The sequence below is a fragment of the Hydrogenophaga sp. A37 genome (assembly GCF_002001205.1).
Taxonomy (GTDB): Bacteria; Pseudomonadota; Gammaproteobacteria; order Burkholderiales; family Burkholderiaceae_C; genus Hydrogenophaga.
The window spans coordinates 1-7,175 of the sequence record NZ_MUNZ01000153.1; the positions used below are offsets into that span (position 1 = coordinate 1).

Annotated in this window: 6 protein-coding genes; 1 reads left to right on the forward strand and 5 read right to left on the reverse strand. The window is 66.3% G+C overall.

All coding sequences use genetic code 11. From position 1 onward, the window contains the following. The first annotated feature begins 110 nt into the window (after positions 1-110). Positions 111-1,124, forward strand: a complete 1,014-nt coding sequence (locus B0E41_RS21400) for a DDE-type integrase/transposase/recombinase (RefSeq protein ID WP_077334261.1) — start codon at positions 111-113, stop codon at positions 1,122-1,124. A gap of 212 nt (positions 1,125-1,336) precedes the next feature. On the opposite strand, the gene B0E41_RS21405 is transcribed toward B0E41_RS21400, so the two are convergent. The 5 genes from B0E41_RS21405 to B0E41_RS21425 all read right to left on the reverse strand — a co-directional run. Then, complete coding sequence (locus B0E41_RS21405; RefSeq protein ID WP_077334263.1) at positions 1,337-2,032, reverse strand: response regulator; 696 nt, start codon at positions 2,030-2,032, stop codon at positions 1,337-1,339. Between the two features lie 30 nt (positions 2,033-2,062). Beyond that, complete coding sequence (locus B0E41_RS21410; protein ID WP_253195069.1) at positions 2,063-4,252, reverse strand: ATP-binding protein; 2,190 nt, start codon at positions 4,250-4,252, stop codon at positions 2,063-2,065. A gap of 100 nt (positions 4,253-4,352) precedes the next feature. Further along, positions 4,353-4,994 carry a DUF4390 domain-containing protein gene (locus B0E41_RS21415; protein ID WP_253195068.1) on the reverse strand — a complete coding sequence of 214 codons (642 nt, stop codon included), beginning with the start codon at positions 4,992-4,994 and terminating at the stop codon, positions 4,353-4,355. 22 nt (positions 4,995-5,016) lie between these two features. After that, positions 5,017-6,363, reverse strand: a complete 1,347-nt coding sequence (rsmB, locus tag B0E41_RS21420; protein ID WP_077334265.1) for a 16S rRNA (cytosine(967)-C(5))-methyltransferase RsmB — start codon at positions 6,361-6,363, stop codon at positions 5,017-5,019. Between the two features lie 26 nt (positions 6,364-6,389). Then, a partial coding sequence (locus B0E41_RS21425) for a M48 family metalloprotease (RefSeq protein WP_143433951.1) occupies positions 6,390-7,175 on the reverse strand: 786 nt, incomplete at its 5' end.

Here is a 7,175-nt window from a genome sequence, read left to right on the forward strand (position 1 = left end):
GGGAAGACTGGATCAATGTCCTGCCAACAGGTGCCGACGACGCCGGCGTTTAACCCCTATCCCCGATCAGTTCAGGTGGGGGAGTTTGAGGTGGCCATAGACGGGGGAATTTGACTGGCCATCAGGGACTGGTCAAGAACTACGGCGCACCGCGTCGCCCGTTTGTCCGCCTGTATACGCCCGCCGATGTGGTGTTGCTGGCCGAGGTGGACCGCGCTATGGGCACGCTGTCGGGCCCGGCCACGGCTTGCGTGCTGCGCCGCCAACGCGACGTCTTTGGTGATGAGCGATTCTCTCGGCTGGGCTCGATCTCGGTGGGCCATCTCTACAACCTGCGCCACAGCGCGGGCTATCGCAACCAGCGTGTGGTGCTGACCAAGACCCGGCCGAACAAGAACACCCAGATCGGCGTGCGCAAGGCGCCCGCGCCCGAGGGCCGCCCCGGCTTCATCCGCATCGACAGCGTGCATCAGGGCGACCTGGACGGCGTCAAGGGGCTGTACCACATCAACGCGGTGGACTGCGTCACCCAGTGGCAGGTGGTGGCCAGCGTGCAAGCGATCTCCGAGGCACACCTGCTCAGCGTGATCGAGGAAATGCTGGCGCAGTTCCCATTCGAGATTCTGGGGTTCCATGCCGACAATGGCAGCGAGTACGTCAACCACAAGGTGGCACGGCTGCTGGACAAGCTGCGTATCGAGTTCACCCGCAGCCGCCCGAGGCACAGCAATGACAACGGTCTGGCCGAGACCAAGAACGGGGCCGTGGTGCGCAAGGAGTTCGGCTACGAGCACATCCACCGCCGCCACGCCGCTCGCTTCGACACCTACTGCCGCGAGTACCTCAACCCGTTCCTGAACTTCCACCGGCCGTGCCTGTTTGCCACCGAGCTGGCCGACCCCAAGAAGCCCGGGCGCATCAAGCGCGTGTACCGCCCGCGCGATGCGATGACGCCGCTGGACAAGCTGGCCTGCCTGCCTGAAGCACAGAGCTACTTGCGGCCCGGCGTCACGCTGCTGGAACTGCAGCAACTCGCGCAAGCCCCGAGCGATGTGCAGGCCGCCGAGGAGCTCAACGGGGCGCGCCAGGCGCTGTTCAAGCGGGCAGCCACTCGCACCGGCTGACATGAGCAGACCCGCGTGGGCGGGCGGCGCCGTGCACAGGTGGGTGATGCGCTGGCGCGCACCAGCCCACAGCCCTCGTCCACGGTTGATGAACGCCTGAAACCAGGCCCCAATACACTGGTCAGTCTTACAACTGATCGACTCGCTTCGCGTCGTCGATCTCAGAGCACTCCAGGCTCATACCTGGATTGGAAAAGACTCTCCGCCAGCGCTCAAAGCGCATTGCGTTTGCTGCGGGCGAGGTCCACACCCAATTGTTTGAGTTTGCGGTAGAGGTGGGTGCGCTCAAGACCGGTCTTCTCGGCCACACGGGTCATGGAACCGGACTCTTTGGCGAGGTGGTATTCGAAGTAGGCTTTCTCGAACTCGTCGCGTGCCTCACGCAGCGGGCCTTCGAGGTTGAAGGACTGCAGCGACTGCGGGCCGATGTCGAGCACCATGTCGGGCAGCGTGCCGCCGGTCATGGCGGCTTCGACGGTCAGATCGGCTGGGGGGAGCATCGCCGCGCTGCTCTTTTGCAATGTCGGTGGAAGGGGTTTGGCCACCGTTTTGTTCAAGCCCACATCGACCGCTTTGAGCAGCTTCTGCAGCGTGATGGGTTTTTCAAGGAAGGCGGTGGCGCCGATGCGGGTGGCTTCCACCGCGGTATCAATGGTGGCGTGGCCGCTCATCATGATCACCGGCATGGTCAGCAGGCCGGTGCTGGCCCACTCCTTGAGCAAGCTCACACCGTCCGTGTCCGGCATCCAGATATCGAGCAACACAAGGTCAGGCCGGAACTGGGCTCGCAACGCGCGCGCCTGGGCCGCGTTTTCAGCCAGCTCGACCGTGTGACCCTCATCATTGAGGATTTCGGACAGCAGATCGCGTATCCCCAGTTCGTCGTCTACCACCAGAATAGTTGCCATAGCGCGGAATGCTTCTCTTTGTCCATGTTGTCAAATCGCAACTGCGAATGATAGCGACACTTGGGCACCCACGATCTGGTGGTCGATCACACGGTTGCTGATGTCGACGCGACCACCGTGTTCTTCCATCATTTTTTTGACCACAGCAAGCCCGAGCCCGGTGCCTTTGGTCTTGGTGGTGACATAGGGTTCGAAGGCGCGCTTGAGGATGGGCTCGGCAAACCCCGGGCCCTGGTCGATCACCGCCAGACGCACCCACTGACCACCCTCGGTGTAACGGGTGCGCAGCAGCACGAAAGCATCGGGCTGCCCGACCATGGCGTCCTGCGCGTTTTGCACCAGGTTGTGCAGAATCTGGCGCATCTGCTGCGGGTCGGCCATCACCGACGGAATGTGCTCGTCGAGCTCGCAGCGCACCGGCACCACAGCGTGGTCGTAGAGCACCAGGATGTCGCGCACCAGGGCGTTGAGGTCGGTCGCCACCAGTTGGGCAGCGGGCAGGCGCGCGTAATCGCGAAATTCGTTGACCAGCCGCTTCATCGCGTCGACCTGGTCAACGATGGTTCGCACCGACTTGTTGAGGATCGCCTGTTCGGCGGGTTGCACCTTGCCCTCAAGCTTCATGGCCAGGCGCTCGGCCGAGAGTTGAATGGGCGTCAGCGGGTTCTTGATTTCGTGTGCCAGGCGCCGCGCCACCTCGCCCCAGGCCTGCGCGCGCTGAGCCGAAACCATCTCGGACACATCGTCGAACACCAGCAGGCGCTCGTTGTTGGGCAACAGGGCGCCGCGCGCGATCAGCGTGACGCCTTCGTCCAAGGGGGTCTTGCCATGCGGGCCCAGCTCGAAGGACTGTTGCCAATGGCCACCTTCGTGTGGCGTGTCCTCGGACAGGAAACGCTCAAACTGGGCCATCACGTTGGCACCAAAAGCCTCCAGCCCCGGCACCTCGGCCAGCGAATGGCCCATGTGCAAGGCCAGCGGCGTGCGCAGGATGCGGGCCGCGCCGGGGTTGACGCTGAGCAGTTGCCCCTGTTCGTCGAGCACCGCCACGCCAGCGGTGAGGTTGTCCAGGATGGTTTGCAGGTTGCCGCGTGCGGCGTCCACCTGCTGCATGCTGAGCTGCACCGCGTTGCGGGCATCGGCCAGGTCTTGCGTCATGTGGGCGAAGGTGCGTGTGAGGCCAGCCAGCTCGTCGCGTGAGGTCAGCGCGGCTTTGGGCGACAGATTGCCTTGCGCCACTTCGCGCATGCCTTCGGCCAGCACCAGCAGCGGACGCACCATCTGGTTGCCGAGCAGCACAGCCAGCAGCACCGCGCCGAACACCGAGAGGAAGAGCGAGAGCGTGAGCGTGCCGATGTACATGCGGCGCAGGCCCTCGCGGCCCAGCGCACGTTCTTGGTATTCGCGGTTGGCGACCTGCACCGCGAGTGCGTCGGTAACCAGCGCGGCCGGCAGCGGCACGGCGACCTGCAAATAGCGCGACTCGTCTTCCAGACCAAAACCGGGCGCGCGCACCAGCGCCAGCACCTTGATGCGCGCCTGCCCCACCGCCAGCTCGGCTTGCTCGGCGCCGTCGCTGCCCTCTTCCAGCCCCTCGATCTGGGCCACCACCCGGTTGGCGCGCACGCTGCGCAACACGGCGGTGGCGGGGCGGTTGGGCGTGAAGTCGAAGCGCGAGGCACCCGCGGTGGCCAAGGCCTGTCCCGAGCTGCTCCAGAGCACCATGTCGCTGGCGCCGAGCTGCCTGCGCAGGCGCTCCATGGCCAGCAGGGCCGAGCTGGCGGGCTGGCGGGCCAGCTCCTCGGCCGCCATGCGGGTTTTGCCGCTGAGGTCGGCGCTGAGCGTGTCGAGCGTGGTGCGACCCAGGTTGAGGCCGGCGGCCAGCGCCGACTCGACACGCACATCAAACCAGCTCTCGATCGACCTCGCCACAAACTGGTACGACACCGCGTAGATCAGCACCCCCGGCAACACACCGACCAGACCAATGATGGCCGCCAGTTTGAGCAGCAGCTGGCTGCCGAACTTGCCGCGCTTCAACCGCATGAACAAGCGCATGGCGAGCCAGACGATGACCAGAAACAGCAGCACCGCCACCGCCACATTCACGGCCGCCAACCAGGCAAAGTTCTGCTCGTAGAAGGCCCGGTTGCGGGTGGCCAGCGTGAGCAGGAACAGAAGCACCATGCCCAGCCCGGTCATGAACACCAGCGCGGCCACCAGGGCCCAACGCTTGCGGCGGGCCGCTTTGTATTCGAGTCGGGCGTTATCGGTGGTCACTTGGGTGGGCCGGCTGTGCGAGCAGCGGGACACTTCATCTTTATCGGGTTTCTGACGTGGCACCCTCGGGGCGAGCCTCAGCCTCGTTGTTCGCGGGCACGTCCAGGTTGCGCTGGACCTCGATCACCCAATCGGGCTGATTCACCATGCCGATCTGGAACGGTCGCGGCAACAGAGAAAGATCGAGCCGGAAGCGCCACTGTGCCTGGTAACGAACGTCCTCCTCCAGCCGACCGGGCTCGGCAATCTGCCAGCTGACCACGCGGCTGATGCCCGACAGCGCGTCGGCCAGCGAGTCAAAGTTCTGGTGCAGGGCGTATTGCAAGCCCGTGCCGATGGCACCGCCGTCGGTCGACAGGCTCACGCGCCAGCGCCGGGTGAGCGGCTGGTAGGCCAGGCGGAGGGTGCGCGCGGCGGCACTGATGCGCTTGTCGGTCCAATACCAGCGTTCGCGCACCACCTCCGTCTGCCAGGCGAAATAGATGGGAACGCCTTTGAGCAACGCATCTTCCACGGCCGGCGATGGCGCCAGCGCCAGCCGCACCGAGAGTTGGAGGCCGTCGGCACTGCGCTGAAGGCGGCTCTGCAGCACCTCGGGCTCGTGCGCCAGCGCGGGCAAGGCCTGCAGCACCAGCATCCAGGTGCAAACAGCGGCCAGCAGCCAGCGCCACAGCGGCGTCACAGCGGCTGTGGGCTGCGCTCCATCAAGGCTGGGCCTTGTCCAAGCGGGCGTAATAAAAGCCGTCGTATCCACCCGGTTCATTGTCGTTGAACTCCCCTCCGGGGACGGCGGTTCCAGGGTGCAAATGCCCTGGAGAAGGCATCAGAACGGCGTCGGTGTGGCGCTCAAGGAACGCCCGGAGCTGGTCCTGGCCCTCGGCATGGAACACCGAACAGGTGCAATAGACCAGCCGGCCACCCGGTTTGAGCAGTGGCCACAGGGTGTCCAGCAGGCGCCGCTGGATCGCGACCAACTGGTCGACGTCGGTGGCCCGCCGCAACCAGCGCACGTCGGGGTGGCGGCGCACGATGCCGGCGGCGGTGCACGGCGCATCCAGCAGGATGGCGTCAAACGGGCGACCGTCCCACCAGGTGTCGGGCAGGCCCGCATCGGCCGCCTTGACCTCGGCCTGGAGACCCAGGCGACGCAGGTTGTCGTGGATGCGTTCGCAACGCTGGGCGTCCACGTCCAACGCAAGCAGGTCGAGGTCGGCCCGCTCCAGCAGGTGGGCGGTCTTGCCGCCGGGCGCCGCGCAAGCGTCGAGCACCCGGTCGCGCGCGCTCCACTCGCGTCCGTCCAACAGCAAACCGGCGGCGAGTTGGGCCGCTCCGTCCTGCACCGAGCAGTGCCCCTGCGAAAAGCCGGGTAGGCGATCGACCGGCTGCGGCGCGGACATCACCAACCCATCGTCGCCCAGCGCCTGCGTGTCCATGCCTTGATCGCGCAGGGTCTGGGCATAGGCGTCCCGTGTCAGGTGGTGGCGGTTGACACGCAACACCATCGGTCCGGGCCGGTTGCTGGCCTGCAGGATGGTCTGCCACCGGTCCGGGTGATCGCGTTGCAGCCGCTCGATCCACCACCGCGGGTGATTCCAGCGCGCCACAGGATCCTGTGCCACGCTGTCCAGCAGTGAGGCGCGCTCGCGCAAGAACCGGCGCAGGCAGGCATTGATAAAACCCGCCTGCATGCGGGTGTCGCGCGCGAGCTTGGCCGCGTCCACGGTCTGGTTCACCACCGTGTGCGGCTGGTACTGCACCCCTTCTTCGTCGGCAATCAGCACGGCCAGCGCCGCATGCAGCAAGGCCAGCACCGGCGGCGCGGGTGCTCGCTGCGCCAGCCGCTGGCCCACAGCACGCGCCGTGCCCAGGTGGCGCAGCGCCTGGAAGCTCAACGCCTGCACACCGGGCCGCAGCCCGGCGGGCACGCGCGGCAGCACCTCGCTGAGCGAACGCCCCTGCTCGACCGCCAGCACGCAGCCAGCGGTCTCATGCAACAGGGCACCCAGGCTGGGCGCGAGCCGGGGCGAAGCGCCTTGGGAATCGATGGACATCGGTTAAGGAGGGTCTCGAAAAGGGTTCAGCTCAGAGTCCAGCCGGGCGCGGTGATCCCGGGGGGCGGAGGCGGCGTGGTCGAGGCCGTGACAGGATCGGGGGCGTCGTCGCGCTCCAGTGGCAAGGGTCCCATCTGGCGACCGTAGATGCGGCGCACGCGTTGCGCCAGCGACGGGTGGGAATCGAACCAGTGTGCCACCCTTCCGTCTTCGCTCCCCACCAGCAGCATGTGCTGCACCGTGGACCCCATCCGCCGGAACACCACCCCTTCACTCTGCTGACTCATGATCTTGCGCAGGACGCCGCCCAGCCCGTCCCGACTGCGCGTCCACTGCACCGCGCGTGCATCGGCCAAATACTCGCGCTGGCGCGACACCGCCGCTTGCAAGGCATGCCCGGCCACCCAGCCCAGCCAGCCCGCAGCCATGATGGCCACGCCCAGCAACGAAGCGGCCATGCGGCGCTCCCTGACGTCGGGTTCGGCCAGGTGCTGCCCCATGCGAAACAGCATCTCCAGGCCAAACACCATGCCCATCAGGCGCATGTTCAGACGTGTGTCGCCTTCGCGGATGTGGCTGAATTCGTGCGCCACCAGACCCTGCAACTCCTCTCGGTTGAGGTGCTCCAGCGCGCCGGCGGTGACCGCCACCACCGCATCGTCCTCATCCCAGCCGGTGGCAAAGGCGTTGATGCCCTGGTCGCGCGCCAGCACCATGGCCTGGGGTCGCTTCATGCCCGAAGAGATCGCCATCTCATCGACGATATTGGCAAACCGCTGCTCATCAAAATGGCTGCCCGGCTGGGCCAGCCG

Bases quoted from the DNA above. Each gene is read 5' to 3' on its own strand.
- B0E41_RS21405 (WP_077334263.1), bottom strand. From the start codon at position 2,032: ATGGCAACTATTCTGGTGGTAGACGACGAACTGGGGATACGCGATCTG.
- rsmB (WP_077334265.1), bottom strand. From the start codon at position 6,363: ATGTCCATCGATTCCCAAGGCGCTTCGCCCCGGCTCGCGCCCAGCCTG.